This is a genomic window from Amnimonas aquatica (assembly GCF_002943415.1).
Classification (GTDB): domain Bacteria; phylum Pseudomonadota; class Gammaproteobacteria; order Pseudomonadales; family Moraxellaceae; genus Perlucidibaca; species Perlucidibaca aquatica_A.
Window position 1 is genome coordinate 1 of record NZ_PTQZ01000339.1, and the last position, 1,290, is coordinate 1,290.

At 67.5% G+C, this 1,290-nt stretch carries 1 protein-coding gene and 1 pseudogene; one reads left to right on the forward strand and one right to left on the reverse strand.

The features are described from left to right. The first annotated feature begins 42 nt into the window (after window positions 1-42). Window positions 43-968: pseudogene (locus tag C5O18_RS09750) on the forward strand (DUF445 domain-containing protein). Between the two features lie 75 nt (window positions 969-1,043). On the opposite strand, the gene C5O18_RS09755 reads toward C5O18_RS09750, so the two are convergent. Then, entirely contained in the window at window positions 1,044-1,256 is a 213-nt protein-coding gene (locus tag C5O18_RS09755) for a TlpA disulfide reductase family protein (protein ID WP_478209697.1), read from the reverse strand. Window positions 1,257-1,290: the final 34 nt, after the last annotated feature.

Sequence of the window (1,290 nt, forward strand, 5' to 3'; positions counted from 1 at the left end):
AAGAAGAGACGCGCGCGCCGCGACGCGTCCGGAGGAGGCACCATGCTGCCAACCTGGCCCGAGCTGCTGGCCGACCTGCAATCCAACTGGATGCTCTACTGCGCCATGCCGCTGATCGCGGCGGGCATCGGCTACGTCACCAAGATCCTCGCCATCCGCATGATGTTCCAGCCGCTGAAGTTCATCGGCCTGGGCAGGCTGGGCTGGCAGGGCATCATCCCGGCCAAGGCCGAGGTCATGGCCGAGATCATGCACGACACCCTGACCACGCGCCTGATCAAGGCCTNGAGTTCCGCTTCATCCGCAACTCCGGCATCTGGTTCGGGCTCGGCATCGGCTGCGTGCAGGCGGTGGCCTGGGCGCTCACGCACTCGCCGTGGATCATGCCGCTGTTCGGTGGCTTCGTGGGCTGGTTCTCGGACTGGATGGCGCTGAAGATGGTGTTCCGCCCGCGCGAGCCGAAGCGCTACCTGTTCGGCCTGATCCGCTGGCAGGGCCTGTTCCTGAAGCGCCGCAAGGAAGTCGCCGCGGAGTACGGCGCGCTGATCGCGGAAGAGGTGATCACCGCCCACAACATCTTCGAGGCGGCGCTGCGCGGACCGCTGTCCGACCGCCTGTTCGGCGTCATCCAGAAGCACGTGCAGGACATGGTCGACGAGCAGGCCGGCATGGCGCAGCCGCTGGTGGTGCTGGCGGTGGGCAGCGAGAGCTACCGGCAGATGAAGCGCGATATCGCCGCACGCCTGATCGAGCGCCTGCCTGAGACGCTGAAGCATGTCGAGCAGTACGCCGATGACGCCATGGACGTGCGCAACACGCTGGTGAAGAAGATGCAGGAAATGACCGCCGAGGAGTTCGAGGGCGTGCTGCGGCCGGTGTTCGAGCAGGACGAGTGGAAGCTGATCGCGGTCGGCGCCGTGCTCGGCTTCCTGGTCGGCGAGCTGCAGGTCCAGATCATGCTGAGCTGAGCGGCCGGACGCCACTTGCCGGCCGCAGCCAGAGGCAAGATGGTCGGCGGGTGAGAGGCCAGCCGCCGTCAGGGTTCAGCGCGCGGACATCTCGCGCAGGATCATGCCCTGCAGGNTCCAGCGGATGCGCCCGTCCGGGCCGATCAGGAACGAGGTCGGCATGCCCGGCAGGCGGTAGCGCGCGGCGACATCGCCCTTCGGGTCCAGCAGCACGGTGAACGCTGCCGGCGTGACTTTCAGGAAGGCCTCGGCGTCGGCACGGCGCTCGTCGACATTGATCGCGATCACGCGCAGGCCCTTGCCCGCCGACAGTGTCGCGAGC